Origin of the sequence: Xenophilus sp. (genome assembly GCF_044462705.1) — a bacterium.
Classification (GTDB): Bacteria; Pseudomonadota; Gammaproteobacteria; order Burkholderiales; family Burkholderiaceae_C; genus Xenophilus; species Xenophilus azovorans.
Genome location: NZ_JBIQNC010000022.1, coordinates 1 through 15,224 on the forward strand (window position 1 = coordinate 1; position 15,224 = coordinate 15,224).

Below are 15,224 nucleotides of genomic sequence, written 5' to 3' on the forward strand. Positions count from 1 at the left end.
CCATCACCAGCACGTCGAGTTCGGTGCTGCGCACCAGGTCGATGGCCTCGCGGCCGGAAGCCGCCTCGCCGGCGACGCGCAGATCCACGTGTTCCGAGAAGAACTGGCGAAGGCCGGAACGCACAATCGCGTGGTCGTCCACAATGCCGATCTTGATCATGTGTCGCTCTCGTCGTTGCGCGGCGCACCCAGGCACCGCAGAAATGTTACGGGTCTGGAAAACATTATTGATTAACTGAGAAACCGAGCAAGGAGCGGCGGCGGCCGGCGAGGGCGAATGCACAGACTGTTCTCTTCCAAGTGGCTCTGGAGCCTGGTGCTGGCCGTGCTGGCGGCGCTGGTGCTGGTCGGCATCAACGAGGCCGGCCACCGGCAGTCGAGCAAGGCGCTGGCCGACATGGAGCGCGCCCAGCAAGCCCGGGTCGCGGTCGACCTGCTGCTGCAGGCCATGCTCGACGCGGAAACCGGCCAGCGGGGCTTCATGCTGACCGGCGACGCCAACTACCGGGAGCCCTACGACCAGGCCCTCAAGGAGATCGACCTCCATCTGGCCCGGCTGCGCCTGCTGTACGCCGACCGGCCGACGCAGGCCGCGCAGGTGGGACAGCTGTCGAACCACGTGGCGCGCAAGCTGGCCGAGATGGAGATGAGCCTGCGCCTGATGCGCGAAGGCAACGAGGACGCCACCCGCTTCGTGCTGACCACCGACGTCGGGCGCGAGGAGATGACCCGCATCCGCGAGCAGGCCGAGAGCCTGGCCGAGGCCAGCGCGCGGATGTGGCTGGCCGGGCAGCGGCAGATCGACCGGTCGCTGCAGTTCGCGCGCGTGGGCATCGAGGCGATCGCCCTGGTGGCGCTGCTGGCCTTCGTGCTCTACCTGCGCCAGAGCCAGGCCCTGCAGCGCGCCGGCGAGCGCCAGCAGCTGGCGCTGCAGAAGGAGCGCAACTCGCTGGAGATCGAGGTGCGCGAGCGCACCGCCTCGCTGGCCGAGCTGGCCACCCACCTGCAGGAAGTGCGGGAGAACGAGCGCGGCTACCTGGCGCGCGAGCTGCACGACGAGCTGGGCGCCCTGCTCACCGCCGCCAAGCTGGACGTGGCCCGCCTGAAGTCGCGCCTGGCCGACGCGCCCGACGCGGCGCAGCGGCTCGCGCACCTGACGGAGCTGCTGAACTCCGGCATCGCGCTGAAGCGGCGCATCATCGAGGACCTGCGGCCCTCCTCGCTGTCCAACCTGGGGCTGGTCGCGTCGCTGGAGATCCTGGGGCGCGAGTTCGGTGAGCGCTCGGGCATCCAGGTGGACATGGTGCTGGAGCCGGTGACGCTGGACGAGGCGCGCCAGCTCACCATCTACCGCATGGTGCAGGAAGCCCTGACCAACGTGGGCAAGTACGCGAAGGCCACCGAGGCGACCGTCGTGCTGAAGAACTACGACAACCACGTCACGGTGGACATCAGCGACAACGGCAGCGGCTTCGACGTGCAGCAGGTGCGCCCCTCCACCCACGGGCTGGCCGGCATGCGCCACCGCGTCGAAGCCGCCGGCGGCAAGCTGAGCGTGGCCTCCACCCCGGGCCAGGGCACGCACCTGCACGCCATGCTGCCGGTGCGGTCGCCGCGCACCGAGGCGATTCGGCCCGTTCCTACGTACCCTGCCCCCGGGCCGCTGACAGGTGCGCCCAGGGACGTCGCCTAAGCTGGGGCATCGGCCGCACCGGAGGCGGCCGGCATCGTCCGGCCCCGGTTCGTGATCTACGCCATTGCGCAGACTGCGGACTTCATCGCAGAGATGATGCGGCGCGGCGCCGGCGAGCTAGCATTCCGCTTGCCGCAAACAGTTTCTTTTCCAGCCCAAAGGACGTTGTCACCATGAACTCCACCGCCAAGACCCCTTCGCAGATCGCCGACGACCTGCGCAGCACGGCCCAGGACGCCGTCGAAAGTACCCGCGCCTACGCCCAGAACGCCGTGGATGCGGCGGGCCAGAAGGTGCGCCACCTGCGCAGCGACATGGAGCCGGCGGTCGAGCAGATCGCCTCGCGCGTGCAGCAGGCGGTGCAGCGCGGGCTGGAGGCGGCCTCCAAGACCGGCGTGCGCGCCCAGGAGCGCTTCGGCGAGGCGGCGCAGGTCACCAGCCGCTACATCGCCGACCAGCCGGTGCGCTCGGTGCTGGTGGCCGCCGCCGCCGGCGCCGCCATCACCGCGCTGCTGGTGCTGGCCACCACCCGCCGCCGCGACGACTACTGATCGCGGGCCGCACGCCGGCCATGCGCCCACCGCTCCCGCCGACGGCGCCGAGGCATCGGCCCGTCGGCGTCTCCTCTTCTGCGCAGCGCCGCCCTACCGAAGCCGCCGGGGCGGCAGAGCCCTGGCCGCCCCTGTCCCCGCTGGCCATCGGCATCGCGCGGCGCTGGTGGCGCCGGCATCCGGTGCATGCGGCCGCCCAACTGGCCCGGCCGGTGCTCGGGCACTACGCCCGCACCCGCCCGACGCAGCTGATGCTCGGCTCGGCCGCGCTGGGCTCCGCCCTGGTGCTGCTGCGCCCCTGGCGCCTGCTCTCGGCCGGCGCGGTGCTCGCGCTGGTGCGCCAGAGTTCCGACGTCGCCGACGTCGTGAACACCCTGCTGGACCCGCGCGGGCCGTTCAGGCGCTGACGATCCAGCCTTCCAGCGGGTCCATGCCGGCGGGCAGGCCGTAGCCCGGCCCCGGCGAGCCGCTGCGCGCGGCGCCCCAGGCCGCCTCGACCAGGCACAGGGCGGCATCCAGCCGGTCGCCCTGCGCGTCAGCCGCCAGTTCGGCGGACTGGGCCGGCGACAGTGCGAGGCGCAGCCCCAGGCGCGGGCTGCCGCGCTGCAGCGCCCTCAGCAGGTCGGCACGCGCCGCGGCACGTTCGGCGGTCTGGCGCTGCGGGTCGTCGCTCTTGTAGCTGCGGCGCCCGATGAGTTCGCGCGCCAGCAGACCCGGATAGCCCTCCAGCGCGACGCGGGGCGACCCCGCCCGGCCTCCCAGCCCCGGCAGCCGGGCGCCCGCATCCAGCAGCCGCGGCACGCCGGCATGGAGCATCCAGGCCACCGGCGGGTTGACCCATTTCATCGAGGGACTGGCGCCGGCGGGCCCGTCGGTCGCACGGTGCGCGAACTTGCCGCCGGCCGGACGCGCCGCGCAGAAGGCGGCGAAGGTGCTGCGCAGCTCGGCTCGGCCGAGGCCGGCATAGTGCCGCACGCAGGCCTCCCAGGCCAGCGGCCAGCCCAGCGCCTGCACCAGCTCGCGCGGCAGGCCGAAGGGGAAGTCGAAGGCGCCCACCCAGGCCGGCTGGGCGGCCAGCCACTGCTGCCAGCCGTCGAGGGTGGCGAAGGTCTCGATGCGGTCGAGCCGGACGGCGTCGCCGCCATGCGCCCGGCCCACCGCCACCACGACCGGCTTGCGCCGCGTCGGGGCACTGGAGAAGTCGCAGCCCAGCAGCACCCGTGCGCCGCGTCGGACGGGGCGATCAGCAGCGCCCGACGATGGCCGCGGTGGCCATCAGTTCCTCCAGCAGCGCCAGCGACACCTGGCCGGAGACCGCGTACGGGTCCAGCGTGGCCTTCTCCGAATACTTCAGCAGCGTGGAGGCGTTGAGCTTGCCCAGGTTGACCTGGCCCATGGTCCAGCTTCCGAAGCGGCGCTCCAGGATCTCCTCGTAGTGCAGCAGCACCACGTCCTTGTGGCGCGCGTCGCGCTGGATGTGGCCGTACAGCTCGTTGACGGCCATGCGCCCGCCCTCGATGGCCTGCAGGAAGGTGCCGGCGCCGTAGCACAGGATGCCGGTGATGCCGTTGGCCGTGTTGTGCGTGCGCGCTTGCGCCAGGATGGCCTCGATGGTCTGCGCGCTGGTGTCGGTGGCGCGGCTGGCGTAGAGCAGGCGGACGAGCATGATCAGTCCTTCCGGCGGGGCAACAGGGACAGGAATTCGCGGCGCAGGCTCGGGTCCTTGAGGAACACGCCGCGCATGACCGAATTGATCATCTTGCTGTCGGTCTCCTTCACGCCGCGCCACTGCATGCAGAAGTGCTCGGCCTCCATCACCAGGGCCAGGCCGTCGGGCTGGGTCTTCTCCTGGATCAGGTCGGCCAGTTGCACCACGGCCTCTTCCTGGATCTGCGGCCGGCCCATCACCCACTCGGCCAGGCGCGCGTATTTCGACAGCCCGATCACGTTGGTGTGCTCGTTGGGCATCACGCCGATCCACAGCCTGCCCATGATCGGGCACAGGTGGTGCGAGCAGGCGCTGCGCACGGTGATCGGGCCGACGATCATCAGCTCGTTCAGCCGCTCGGCGTTGGGAAACTCCGTCAGGCCGGGCGCATTCACGTAACGGCCGCGGAAGACCTCCTGCAGGTACATCTTGGCCACGCGGCGCGCCGTGTTGGCGGTGTTGTGGTCGTTCTCGGTGTCGATCACCAGGCTGTCGAGCACGCCGCGCATCTTGTGCTCGACCTCGTCGAGCAGCGCCTCCAGCTCGCCGGGCTGGATGAACTCGGCGATGTTGTCGTTGGCATGGAAGCGCTGGCGGGCGGCAAGGATGCGCTCGCGGATCTTCACGGAGACGGGCGTACCCTCGTCGTCGGGTGCCTGCGGTGCGTCGTTGGCGCCCGCGGCGGCGTCGGCTTTCCTCAACATGGCGGTCATCGTAGCAGTGCGCCTCGCGCAGGGTTCGTCATTCCACGGCCAGCTCGGCCACCAGCGGCAGGTGGTCGGACATGCGGCCCCAGATGCGGCCGCGCGGCACCGTCAGCGACACCGGCTTCAGGTGGCGGGCGTAGACGAAGTCCAGTTGCGTGAGCGGCAGCCGCGAGGGGTAGGTGGGCGTGCGCCGGCCCTGCAGGTCGGCCAGGCCCATGGCGTTCATCGCGTCGCGCAGGCGGGTGCCCCAGTCGTTGAAGTCGCCGGCCACCACCAGCGGCTCGTCGGGCGGCACCTCGCGCGCGATGAAGTCGCCGAGCTGCGCGATCTGGCGCACCCGGCTGCCCTTGATCAGGCCCAGGTGCACGACGATGGCATGCACCGGCCGGTGGGCCACTTCCAGCTCCACGTGCAGCAGCCCGCGCTGCTCGAAGCGGTGGTCGGACATGTCCTCGTGCCGGTGGCGCACCACCGGCCAGCGCGACAGCAGCGCGTTGCCGTGCTCGCCGTGGCGGGTGTAGGCGTTGGTCTCGTAGACGGCGCAATAGCCTTCGGGGCAGAGGAAGTCGGCCTGCGGCTGCTGCGGCCAGCGGGAGAAGCGGCGCTCGCCCTGGCGGTTGAGCTTGCGCACCTCCTGCAGGCAGACGATGTCGGCGTCGAGCTGCTCGATGGCATGGCCCAGGTTGTGGATCTCCAGCCGGCGCGCCAGGCCGACGCCCTGCACGCCCTTGTGGATGTTGTAGGTCGCCACGCGCAGGGTGTCCATCGAGGCGAAGCCCGAGTCCTCGCCGCCGCTGAGCGCGGCCGGCAGGTCGTGGAAGCCGTGGCGGTCGGAATTCATGGTCCTAGGATGGGGCAAATTCTGGCAGCAACAAGATGGCTTCGGCGTTGGAGGGAGAAAAGCAGGCGTCGGCCGCCTCCCGCCAGGGCAGCCAGCGCCAGGCCGTGTGCTCGCGCGGGCTGAGCGTGGGGATCGCCGCCTCGGGCACGCACAGGCCAAACAGGTGCTCCGTGTTGCGCGTCACGCCCGGGGCGTAGCGGTGCAGGTAGCGGGGGTAGATGTCGTAGACGTTGACCAGCGCCCAGTCGCGCAGGCCCGCCGCCAGCGGCGTGCCGGCGCGGCAGTCGAAGCCGGTCTCCTCCAGCACCTCGCGCGCGGCGGTCAGCGCCAGCGGCTCGTCCTCGGTGTCCTTGCTGCCGGTGACGGACTGCCAGTAGCCGGGCGTGTCGGCCCGCTCGATCAGCAGCACCTCCCGCGCCGGCGTGTGGATCACCACCAGCACCGACTCCGGGATCTTCCAGCGCGGTGCGGCGGCCGCCACGGTGGTGCCCTCCGCCGTCCGCCCCAGGTCAGGCCGGCTGGGGGTTGCGCAGCCGGATGTGCAGCTCGCGCAGCTGCTTCTCGTCCACCGGGCCGGGGGCCTGGGTCAGCAGGTCCTGGGCGCGCTGGGTCTTGGGGAAGGCAATCACGTCGCGGATCGACTCGGCGCCGGTCATCAGCATCACCAGGCGGTCCAGGCCGATGGCGATGCCGCCGTGCGGCGGCGCGCCGTATTGCAGCGCGTCGAGCAGGTAGCCGAACTTGAGCTGCGCGTCCTCGGCGCTGATCTTGAGGGCACGGAACACCTTGCTCTGCACCTCCTCGCGGTGGATACGCACCGAGCCGCCGCCCATCTCGATGCCGTTGAGCACCATGTCGTAGGCCTTGGCCAGGCACTTCTCGGGCGCCGTGTCCATCAGGTCCTCGTGGCCGTCCTTCGGGCTGGTGAAGGGGTGGTGCACGGCGCTCCAGCGCTGGCCTTCCTCGTCGAACTCGAACATCGGGAAGTCCACCACCCACAGCGGCGCCCAGCGGTCTTCGAACAGGCCGTTCTTGCGGCCGAAGGCGCTCTGGCCGATCTTGATGCGCAGCGCGCCGATGGCGTCGTTGACGACCTTGGCCTTGTCGGCACCGAAGAAGATCAGGTCGCCGTTGCGCGCGCCGGTGCGGGCCATGATCTCGCCCAGGGCGTTGTCGTCCAGGTTCTTCACGATCGGGCTCTGCAGGCCCTCGCGGCCCTGCGACCAGTCGTTGACCTTGATGTAGGCCAGGCCCTTGGCGCCGTAGATCTTGACGAACTCGGTGTAGGCATCGATCTCGCCGCGCGAGAGGCCGCCCTCGCCGCCGCCGCCCGGCACGCGCAGCGCGACGACGCGACCACCGGCCATGTTGGCGGCGCCGGAGAAGACCTTGAACTCGACCCGCTTCATCACTTCGGTCAGCTCGGTGAATTCGAGCTTGACGCGCAGGTCGGGCTTGTCGGAGCCGTACTTGAACATCGCGTCGCCGTAGCTCATGACCGGGAACACGCCCAGGTCGATGTCGGCCGCGTTGCGGAAGACCTGGCGGATCATGCCCTCGAACATCTCGCGGATTTCCTGCTCCTCGAGGAAGGAGGTCTCGATGTCGATCTGCGTGAACTCGGGCTGGCGGTCGGCGCGCAGGTCCTCGTCGCGGAAGCACTTGACGATCTGGTAGTAGCGGTCGTAGCCCGAGACCATCAGCATCTGCTTGTAGAGCTGGGGCGACTGCGGCAGCGCGTAGAAGGCGCCGTCGTGCACCCGGCTGGGCACCAGGTAGTCGCGCGCGCCCTCGGGCGTGGACTTGCCCAGCATCGGCGTCTCGATGTCGATGAAGCCGTTGGCGTCGAGGAACTTGCGCGCCTCCATCGTCACCTTGTAGCGCGTCATCAGGTTCTTCTGCATCGCCGGGCGGCGCAGGTCTAGCACGCGGTGCGTGAGGCGCGTGGTCTCGCTCAGGTTGTCGTCGTCCAGCAGGAAGGGCGGCGTGACGGAGGGGTTGAGCACCTTCAGCTCGTGCGCCAGCACTTCGATCTTGCCGCTCTTGAGCTGTTCGTTGGTGGTGCCCTCCGGGCGGGCGCGCACGATGCCCTTGACCTGCACGCAGAACTCGTTGCGCAGGCCCTCGGCGGTGGCGAAGGTGGTGGCGCGGTCGGGGTCGCACACCACCTGCACGTAGCCCTCGCGGTCGCGCACGTCGATGAAGATCACGCCGCCATGGTCGCGGCGGCGGTTGACCCAGCCGCACAGGGTGACGGTTTCGCCCATCAGGGCTTCGGTCACGAGACCGCAGTAGTGAGAACGCATGGCCATGATTCGTGTGGGGCGCCCCGCGGGCGCCCGGCAGGGGGTTACTTGTTGGCGAGGGCGGCGTTGCGGCTGGGCAGGCTTGCCGGCCCGCCGGGCACCACGACGCCCATGGAGACGATGTACTTGAGCGCCTCGTCGACGCTCATGCGCAGCTCGATGCAATCGGCGCGCGGCAGCATGACGAAGTAGCCGCCGGTGGGGTTGGGCGTGGTGGGCACGTACACGCCCACGTAGTCGCCCTGGAGGTGGTTCACCACGTCGCCGCCGGGCGCGCCGGTGACGAAGGCGATGGTCCACATGCCCTCGCGCGGCCACTGCACCAGCACCGCGGTGCGGAAGGCGTTGCCGCTCTCGGAGAACAGGGTGTCGGAAACCTGCTTGACGCTGGAGTAGATGGAGCGCACCACCGGGATGCGGCGCACCAGCGCGTCGCCCCAGGCCAGCAGCCGCTTGCCGACGAAGTTGCTGGCGACGGCGCCGACCGTCAGCAGGATGGCCAGCGTGAGCAGCACGCCCAGCCCGCGGATGCGCCGGGCCGACAGCCACTGCTGCCATTCCTCGGGCAGCAGCCACAGCGTCTGGTCCAGCGTCCCGATGATCCAGCTGAGCACGCCCAGCGTCACGGCCAGCGGCACGATGACCAGCAGGCCGGACAGCAGCCATCGGCGCAGTGCGGACATGGACGGGGCCGTCTTTCTTCTCTCAGTCGGCCTTGGCGGCCGGTGCGGGCGCGGGCGCGGCAGGGGCCGGCGCGGGGGCGGCCGCCGGCGCGTCGGCCGGCTTGGCGGCGCCGTCCGCCGCCTTGCCGTCGCCGCCTTCCGCCGGCTTGCTGCCGCCGCCCTTGTTGCCGCTGCCGTTGTCGCGGAAGTCCGTCACGTACCAGCCGGAGCCCTTGAGCTGGAAGCCGGCGGCGGTGACCTGCTTGGAGAACGCCTCGGCGCCGCAGGCGGGGCACACGGTCAGGGGCGCATCGGAGATCTTCTGCAGGACGTCCTTGGCATGGCCGCAGGCGCTGCACTTGTACGCGTAGATGGGCATGGGGAACGTTGGAGGGTGATGCAAGCGCGCAAGCGGCCGGCGGCCGCTTGCAAAGCCTTCAATTATAGGCCCGCGCCCCCTTTTCAAGAGGCCGGGACGCGGCTCAGCCGCCCTGCCGGGCCGTCTGCCGCTCGCGGTGGCGGCGCCGCTCGCGCGCGGCGATCAGGTAGCTGCTGGCCACCACGAAGACGGCCACCACGGCGATCACCACCGTCGCCAGGGCGTTGACGGTTGGGTCCAGCCCCAGCCGGGCGCGCGAGAAGATGACCAGCGGCAGCGTGGTCGAGCCCGGGCCGGAGAGGAAGGCGGAGATCACCACGTCGTCCAGCGAGAGGGTGAAGGTCAGCAGCCAGGCCGCCAGCAGCGACTGGGCGATGCTGGGCAGCACCACCAGGAAGAACACCTGCGCCGGCCGCGCGCCCAGGTCCTGGGCGGCCTCCTCCAGCTTCGGGTCGAGGTCGCGCAGGCGCGCGGCGATCACCACCGTGGCGTAGGCGGTGCCCACCAGCATGTGGCCCAGCCAGATGGTGAGCAGCCCGCGCTCGGGGAAGCCGAAGGCGCGCTGCATCGACACCAGCATCAGCAGCAGCGACAGGCCGACCAGCACCTCGGGCATCACCAGCGGCGCGCGCACCATCGCGCCGAAGAAGCTGCGGCCGCGGAAGCGCGGCAGCCGCTCCATGGCCAGCGCGGCCAGGGTGCCGAGCACCACGGCGCCGGTGGCGGTGGCGGCTGCCACGCGCAGGGAGAAGAACAGGCCGCGGCGGATGTCCTCGTCCTGCGCCAGCTTCTCGTACCAGCGCAGGCTGAAGCCGGCCCAGACGTTGGGCACGGGCGAATCGGTGAAGCTGAACACCACCAGCGCCACGATCGGCAGGTACAGGAAGGCGAAGCCGGCGGCGAGCCAGAGGCGGCCGGTCCAGCGGGCCCTGCGGGTGGGCTTCATCGGCGCGCCTCCTTCGCCTCGGCCTCCTGGCTGCGGTTGAGCAGCGCCATGGGCAGCAGGATCAGCAGCACCATCACCACCGCCACCGCGCCGGCCACCGGCCAGTCGTTGTTGGCGAAGAACTCGTCCCACAGCACGCGGCCGATCATCAGCGTCTCGGGCCCGCCCAGCAGTTCGGGGATGACGTACTCGCCGACGCAGGGGATGAACACCAGCATGGCGCCGGCGGCGATGCCGCTGCGGGACAGCGGCACCGTCACGCGCCAGAAGGCCTGCCAGGCGGTGGCGCCCAGGTCCTGCGCGGCCTCGAGCAGCCGCAGGTCCATCTTGGACAGGGTGGCGTACAGCGGCAGCACCATGAAGGGCAGGTAGGTGTAGACCATGCCCAGCACCAGCGAGAAGGGGCTGTACATCAGTTGGCCGTCGGCGGGGATCATGCCGAGGGCGAACAGCAGCCTGTCCACGCCCAGGCCGACCAGCGCCTGGCCGACCCAGCCGGTCTGCGCGTCCAGCAGGCCCTTCCAGGCGTACACGCGCAGCAGGAAGCTGGTCCAGAAGGGCAGCATCACGCCCATCAGCAGGAGCGGCTGCAGGCCGGCCGCGGCGCGCGCCATGAAGTAGGCGAAGGGATAGCCGATGGCCAGGCACGCCACCGTGGTGATCGCCGCGTAGAGCAGCGAGTGGCCGTAGGTGGACAGGTACAGGCTGTCCTGCAGCAGCAGCGCGTAGGACTGGAGCTGCCCGGCGAAGCGCCAGTGCCCGTCCACCTGCTCGAACAGCGAGCCGAGCTGCACGCCGTCGGACGCGAGCAGGCTGATGCGCAGGACGATCAGGAAGGGCAGCAGGAAGAACACCAGCAGCCACGCGGCCGGTATCCCGACCACCAGCCGCCTGCCCCACGATGCGCGGCGCCCGCGCACCGCCCCTGCCCCGTTCGCCATGGCCGCGCTCACTCGGTGAGGACGACCTGCGAGCCCGGCGCCCACGAGGCCCAGACCGCGTCGCCCAGCGCGAAGTCCAGCTCGCCGTGGCGCTCGTCGTTCTCGACGTTGGCCTTCAGCCGCGCGCCGCTGGGCAGCTCGAGGTGGTACATGGTGCAGTCGCCGAAGTACGAGAAGGCCCGGACCACACCCTGCACGCGGTTGGCCATCTGCAGCGGCTCCTGCGCGTCCAGGCGGATCTTCTCGGGCCGCACGGCCACCGTGACCGGCCGGCCCTCGCGCCCGGCCAGCGGTTCAGCCAGGCGGTGCACGAGGTCGGCGCAGTGCGCCTCGGCGGCGCCGTCGGGCGCGCGCATCAGGGTGCCGTCCATCAGGTTCACGTTGCCGATGAAGTCGGCGACGAAGCGGGTGGCCGGGTTCTCGTACACCTCGGCCGGCGCGCCGATCTGCAGCAGCCGCCCGGCGCTCATCACCGCGATGCGCGAGGCCATCATCATGGCCTCCTCCTGGTCGTGGGTGACGATCAGGCAGGTCACGCCGATGCTGCGGATGATGTTGACCAGCTCGATCTGCGTGGCCTCGCGCAGCTTCTTGTCGAGCGCGCCGAGCGGCTCGTCCAGCAGCAGAAGCTGCGGACGCTTGACCAGGCTGCGCGCCAGCGCGACGCGCTGCTGCTGGCCGCCGGAGAGCTGGTGCGGCTTGCGGCGCGCGAAGGGCTCCATCTGCACCAGGCGCAGCATGCCGTCCACCCGCTCGGCCAACTCGTCTTTGCGCACGCCGTCGCGCTTGAGGCCGAAGGCCACGTTGTCCCACACCGTGAGGTGCGGGAACAGCGCGTAGGACTGGAACATCATGTTCACCGGCCGCTCGTAGGGCGGACGGCCGGCGAGGTCCACCCCGTCCAGCAGGATGCGGCCCTCGGTCGGCGTCTCGAAGCCGGCCAGCATGCGCAGCAGCGTGCTCTTGCCGCTGCCGGAGGAGCCCAGCAGCGCGAAGATCTCGCCGCGCGGGATGTCCAGGCTCACCCCGTCCACGGCGCGGAAGTCGCCGAAGTCCTTGGTGACGGCGTCGATGCGCAGAAAGGCGTCGCCGGCAGGAGCACTCATCGCAGGATCAACGATTGGCTTTGAAATTGGTGAAGGTGCGCGTGATCAAGCGCAGCGTGGCCGGGTCGGCCGTGTCCGGCGCGATCATGGTGGCCAGCGCCGCCGCGTCGGGGAACACCGCCTTGTCGTTGGCCAGTTCCGGCTTGACGAACTTCATCGAGGCCTTGTTCGGATTGGCGTAGAAGACCTTGTTGGTCAGCGACGCGTGCACCTCCGGCTTGAGGATGTAGTTGATCCACTTGTGCGCGTTCTCGGGGTGCTTGGCATCCTTGGGGATGGCCATGGTGTCGAAGAACAGCAGGCCGCCCATCTTCGGCAGCAGCACCTGCAGGTTCTGCGGCTGCTTGGCGCGGGCCGACTTGTCCTTCGCGATCATGATGTCGCCCGACCAGCCGATGACGGCGCACAGCTGCCCGCGCGCCATCTGGTCGATGTAGTCCGAGCCCGAGCCGGCGAAGCGCGTCACATAGGGGCGCACCGCCTTGAGCATCTTGCCGGCCTCGGCGTAGTCGGCGGCGTCCTTGCTGCGTGGGTCCTTGCCGATGTACTTGAGCGCGATGGGCAGGATCTCGGAGGCCGTGTCCAGGTACGAGATGCCGCAGCTCTTGAGCTTGCTGGCGTACTCGGGCTTGAAGACCAGGTCCCACGCGTTGTCGGGCAGCGGCGTGCCGCCCAGCGCGGCCTTGACCTTGTCGGCGTTGATGCCCACGGTGGTGTAGCCCCACATCCAGTCCACCAGGTGGTCGTTGCCCGGGTCCATCTTCGCCAGTTGGGCCTGGATGGCCGGGTCGAGGTTGGCGAGGTTGGGGATCCTGGACTTGTCGAGCTTGCGCAGCAGGCCGGCCTGGATCTGCATCTTGGCGAAGTGCGAGCCGGGCACCACGATGTCGTAGCCCGACATGCCGGCCACCAGCTTGGCGTGCAGCGCCTCGTTGCTGTCGAACAGGTCGTAGCGGACCTTGATGCCGGTCTCCTTCTCGAAGTTGGCGATCGTGTCCTCGGCGATGTAGTCGCCCCAGTTGTAGATGTTGAGGACGGGCTCCTCCTCGGCCCGGGCCGCGCCGGTCGCCAGCCCCGTGGCAGCCAGGGCCAGGGCCGCGAGGCGGCACGCAAGTCGTGGAGCGGTGAACTTCATGGAGGTCCTTTCGATGAGGGGCCGGCAGCAGGCGCCGGAAGACGGGATTTCCGGCCGGCGCGGATTATCTCCGCGGCGCGGCGGCCGGAACGCCGCCGCAGGCGCTAGAAGAGCCGCACCCGGACGACGAACTGCATCACCAGCAGGCCCAATACAAATCCCATGCCACCGTAGACGATGGCCTGCAGCAGCCGGTTGGTGCGCTTCTGCGCCTCCAGCAGCTCGCGCACCTCGCGGCGGTGGTCGGCCGGGCGCTGCTCCAGGTAGTCGTGCAGCAGGCGCGGCAGCTGCGGCAGCAGCTTGGCGTAGCGCGGCGCCTCGGCGCGCAACTGCTCCCAGAGCTTGCGCGGGCCGATCTGGTCGGCCATCCACTTCTCCAGGAAGGGCTTGGCCGTGTGCCACAGGTCCAGCTCCGGGTCGAGCTGGCGGCCCAGGCCCTCGATGTTCAGCAGCGTCTTCTGCAGCAGCACGAGCTGCGGCTGGATCTCGACATGGAAGCGGCGCGAGGTCTGGAACAGGCGCATCAGCACCATGCCCAGCGAGATCTCCTTGAGCGGCCGGTCGAAGTACGGCTCGCAGACGGTGCGGATGGCGGCCTCCAGCTCGTCCACCCGGGTGCCCTCGGGCACCCAGCCGCTTTCCAGGTGCAGTTCGGCCACGCGCTTGTAGTCGCGCCGGAAGAAGGCGGCGAAGTTCTGCGCCAGGTATTCCTTGTCCGACTCGGTGAGCGTGCCCACGATGCCGAAGTCCAGCGAGATGTAGCGTCCGAAGGTCTCGGGCGCCAGGCTCACCTGGATGTTGCCCGGGTGCATGTCGGCGTGGAAGAAGCCGTCGCGGAAGACCTGGGTGAAGAAGATGGTCACGCCGTCGCGCGCCAGCTTGGGGATGTCCACGCCGGCCGCGCGCAGGCGGTCGAGCTGCGCGATGGGCACGCCCTTCATGCGCTCCATCACGATGACTTCCTCGTGGCACAGGTCCCAGAACATCTCCGGGATCAGCAGCATGTCCAGCTCGGCCATGTTGCGGCGCAGCTGCGCGGCGTTGGCCGCCTCGCGCACCAGGTCCAGCTCGTCGTGCAGGTACTTGTCGAACTCGGCCACCACCTGGCGCGGCTTGAGGCGCTTGCCGTCGGCCGAGGCGCGCTCCACCCAGCCGGCCATCATGGCCATCAGCTCCAGGTCCTTGTCGATCACGCTGCGCATGCCGGGGCGCAGCACCTTCACGGCCACCTCGCGGATGCCGCCGTGCGGGTCGCGCAGGGTGGCGAAGTGCACCTGCGCGATGGAGGCGCTGGCCACCGGCGTGGCATCGAACTGCTCGAAGATCTCGCTCACCGGGCGCCGGAAGGCGCGCTCGATGGTGGCGATGGCCACCGCCGAGTCGAAGGGCGGCACCCGGTCCTGCAGCCAGGCCAGCTCGTCGGCGATGTCCGGCGGCAGCAGGTCGCGCCGGGTGGACAGCACCTGGCCGAACTTGACGAAGATGGGCCCGAGCCGCTCCAGCGCCTCGCGCAGGCGCTGGCCGCGCGGGGCGTCCAGGTTGCGGCCGACCGAGATGATCCGGCCCAGCGCGCGCAGCCAGGGCTTCTGGAAGCTCGTGAGGACGAGTTCGTCCAGGCCGTAGCGCAGCGCGACCCAGACGATGACGACGCCGCGGGCGAAGCGCCTCATTCAGTGCCGCCGCCGGCTGGAGGTCGTGCGGACGGGGCCGTGCGCGCTGCCTTGTCGATGAACTGGCGCAGCGCCGCCGCCACCTTGCGCGCGGTGCTGCCGATGGCGTGGGCCGGCGCGTCGCCGATCAGGCGGGCCAGGTCGTCCTCCACGTCCCAGCGCACGTGGTCGGCCAGCCAGTTGATCTCGGCGGCGAGCTGCACGTCGCCCTCGATCTCCACCTTCGGCTTGTCGCCGCGCAGCGTGGCGCCGGCGATGGCGAAGGGCGAGGGCTCGGCCACGGTGAGGGTGAGGTCGGGCTGGGCCGTCTCGGGCGCCAGGTCCAGCAGGCCGGCCGGCGTGGCCACCACGCGCACGTGGAAGTGGCGCCAGCGGAACAGCGCCACCCTGCCCTGCTGGCGCGCCAGGCGGTCCTGCGCCTCCGGCTCCTGCTGCAGCACATGGTTGACGAAGAGGATCGCGCGGTGCTGCACCTCGTGCACCGCCCAGGCGGGCGGCTGCAACTTCTCGCCGATGCGGCCGAGCAGGTCTTCCAGAAACGCGAAGGGGGACGATGGTGTGGTGGCCATGTCCCCCATT

General features: G+C 70.3%; 18 protein-coding genes. 3 read left to right on the forward strand and 15 right to left on the reverse strand.

The features are described from left to right. Nucleotides 1-160 (reverse strand): response regulator transcription factor (locus ACIY1X_RS06110; protein WP_399679016.1); only part of this gene is annotated, 160 nt, incomplete at its 3' end. Nucleotides 161-277: 117 nt separating this feature from the next. Between ACIY1X_RS06110 and ACIY1X_RS06115 the strand changes: the two genes are divergently transcribed. The 3 genes from ACIY1X_RS06115 (at nucleotide 278) to ACIY1X_RS06125 (ending at nucleotide 2,651) form a co-directional block, all read left to right on the forward strand. Further along, nucleotides 278-1,693: a CHASE3 domain-containing protein gene (locus tag ACIY1X_RS06115; protein WP_399678940.1), complete on the forward strand. Its 1,416-nt coding sequence runs from the start codon at nucleotides 278-280 to the stop codon at nucleotides 1,691-1,693. Nucleotides 1,694-1,866: 173 nt separating this feature from the next. Beyond that, complete coding sequence (locus ACIY1X_RS06120) at nucleotides 1,867-2,244, forward strand: hypothetical protein (protein WP_038210891.1); 378 nt, start codon at nucleotides 1,867-1,869, stop codon at nucleotides 2,242-2,244. Between the two features lie 20 nt (nucleotides 2,245-2,264). Beyond that, nucleotides 2,265-2,651 (forward strand): hypothetical protein, encoded by a 387-nt coding sequence (locus ACIY1X_RS06125; RefSeq protein WP_399678943.1) that lies wholly within the window; start codon nucleotides 2,265-2,267, stop codon nucleotides 2,649-2,651. On the opposite strand, the gene ACIY1X_RS06130 is transcribed toward ACIY1X_RS06125, so the two are convergent. The 14 genes from ACIY1X_RS06130 to ACIY1X_RS06195 form a co-directional block, all read right to left on the reverse strand. Continuing rightward, entirely contained in the window at nucleotides 2,641-3,462 is an 822-nt protein-coding gene (locus tag ACIY1X_RS06130) for a DUF429 domain-containing protein (protein ID WP_399678946.1), read from the reverse strand. The genes ACIY1X_RS06125 and ACIY1X_RS06130 overlap by 11 nt on opposite strands. A gap of 25 nt (nucleotides 3,463-3,487) precedes the next feature. Then, the gene (locus ACIY1X_RS06135; protein ID WP_038210893.1) at nucleotides 3,488-3,910 is read right to left on the reverse strand and encodes a BLUF domain-containing protein; all 423 of its coding nucleotides are present in this window, start codon (nucleotides 3,908-3,910) and stop codon (nucleotides 3,488-3,490) included. Nucleotides 3,911-3,912: 2 nt separating this feature from the next. Further along, a complete protein-coding gene (gene folE, locus ACIY1X_RS06140; protein ID WP_399678948.1) occupies nucleotides 3,913-4,656 on the reverse strand; it encodes a GTP cyclohydrolase I in 744 nt (247 codons plus the stop codon). A gap of 37 nt (nucleotides 4,657-4,693) precedes the next feature. After that, the gene (locus ACIY1X_RS06145; protein WP_399679018.1) at nucleotides 4,694-5,425 is read right to left on the reverse strand and encodes an endonuclease/exonuclease/phosphatase family protein; all 732 of its coding nucleotides are present in this window, start codon (nucleotides 5,423-5,425) and stop codon (nucleotides 4,694-4,696) included. Nucleotides 5,426-5,504: 79 nt separating this feature from the next. After that, complete coding sequence (gene nudB, locus ACIY1X_RS06150) at nucleotides 5,505-5,981, reverse strand: dihydroneopterin triphosphate diphosphatase (RefSeq protein WP_399678950.1); 477 nt, start codon at nucleotides 5,979-5,981, stop codon at nucleotides 5,505-5,507. A gap of 28 nt (nucleotides 5,982-6,009) precedes the next feature. Beyond that, nucleotides 6,010-7,812: an aspartate--tRNA ligase gene (gene aspS / locus ACIY1X_RS06155; protein WP_399678952.1), complete on the reverse strand. Its 1,803-nt coding sequence runs from the start codon at nucleotides 7,810-7,812 to the stop codon at nucleotides 6,010-6,012. Nucleotides 7,813-7,850: 38 nt separating this feature from the next. Next, entirely contained in the window at nucleotides 7,851-8,489 is a 639-nt protein-coding gene (locus tag ACIY1X_RS06160; RefSeq protein ID WP_038210896.1) for a DUF502 domain-containing protein, read from the reverse strand. A gap of 22 nt (nucleotides 8,490-8,511) precedes the next feature. Then, entirely contained in the window at nucleotides 8,512-8,847 is a 336-nt protein-coding gene (locus tag ACIY1X_RS06165; RefSeq protein WP_399678955.1) for an FmdB family zinc ribbon protein, read from the reverse strand. A gap of 103 nt (nucleotides 8,848-8,950) precedes the next feature. Beyond that, a complete protein-coding gene (locus tag ACIY1X_RS06170) occupies nucleotides 8,951-9,793 on the reverse strand; it encodes an ABC transporter permease subunit (RefSeq protein ID WP_399678957.1) in 843 nt (280 codons plus the stop codon). After that, nucleotides 9,790-10,734 carry an ABC transporter permease gene (locus ACIY1X_RS06175; RefSeq protein ID WP_399678958.1) on the reverse strand — a complete coding sequence of 315 codons (945 nt, stop codon included), beginning with the start codon at nucleotides 10,732-10,734 and terminating at the stop codon, nucleotides 9,790-9,792. The genes ACIY1X_RS06170 and ACIY1X_RS06175 overlap by 4 nt, the downstream gene beginning before the upstream one ends. An 8-nt stretch (nucleotides 10,735-10,742) precedes the next feature. Further along, nucleotides 10,743-11,840, reverse strand: a complete 1,098-nt coding sequence (locus ACIY1X_RS06180) for an ABC transporter ATP-binding protein (RefSeq protein ID WP_399678961.1) — start codon at nucleotides 11,838-11,840, stop codon at nucleotides 10,743-10,745. Nucleotides 11,841-11,847: 7 nt separating this feature from the next. Next, nucleotides 11,848-12,975 carry a polyamine ABC transporter substrate-binding protein gene (locus ACIY1X_RS06185; protein ID WP_399678964.1) on the reverse strand — a complete coding sequence of 376 codons (1,128 nt, stop codon included), beginning with the start codon at nucleotides 12,973-12,975 and terminating at the stop codon, nucleotides 11,848-11,850. A 104-nt stretch (nucleotides 12,976-13,079) separates the two neighbouring features. Further along, nucleotides 13,080-14,645 (reverse strand): ubiquinone biosynthesis regulatory protein kinase UbiB, encoded by a 1,566-nt coding sequence (gene ubiB / locus ACIY1X_RS06190; protein WP_399678966.1) that lies wholly within the window; start codon nucleotides 14,643-14,645, stop codon nucleotides 13,080-13,082. Further along, the gene (locus tag ACIY1X_RS06195) at nucleotides 14,642-15,214 is read right to left on the reverse strand and encodes an SCP2 domain-containing protein (protein ID WP_399678968.1); all 573 of its coding nucleotides are present in this window, start codon (nucleotides 15,212-15,214) and stop codon (nucleotides 14,642-14,644) included. The genes ubiB and ACIY1X_RS06195 overlap by 4 nt, the downstream gene beginning before the upstream one ends. Between the last annotated feature and the right edge of the window lie 10 nt (nucleotides 15,215-15,224).